Below are 369 nucleotides of genomic sequence, written 5' to 3'. Positions count from 1 at the left end.
CGACAACCAATTTCAAAACCAGATCAAACATCGAGGTAAAAAGATAATGGCACAAGAACTCATAGACTTAAAACCCAGCATTTCAGAGGAAATATATAAAAATCATTCATCAAAGATTAAAAACCAGGTTTTTGACCTCAGTAGGGGCACGGCATCAGCAAGATTTGCCACTAACGAGAAAATTCTTGACCGCCGTGCCCCGACAACCAATTTCAAAACGAGATCAAACAGCGAGGTAAAAAGATAATGACACAAGAACTCATAGACTTAAAACCCAGCATTTCAGAGGAAATATATAAAAATCATTCATCAAAGATTAAAAACCAGATTTTTGACCTCAGTAGGGGCACGGCATCAGCAAGATTTGCC

Annotated in this window: 1 protein-coding gene; it reads left to right on the top strand. The window is 38.2% G+C overall.

The window, feature by feature from the left end; translation table 11 throughout:
- A partial coding sequence (locus MiSe_RS49980) for a hypothetical protein (protein WP_226595064.1) occupies positions 1-247 on the top strand: 247 nt, incomplete at its 5' end.
- Positions 248-369 lie beyond the last annotated feature (122 nt).

Origin of the sequence: Microseira wollei NIES-4236 (assembly GCF_020521235.1) — a bacterium.
Taxonomy (GTDB): domain Bacteria; phylum Cyanobacteriota; class Cyanobacteriia; order Cyanobacteriales; family Aerosakkonemataceae; genus Microseira; species Microseira wollei.
The sequence above is the reverse complement of the archived record's forward strand: the minus strand, read 5'-3'. Positions and strand labels throughout refer to the sequence as shown.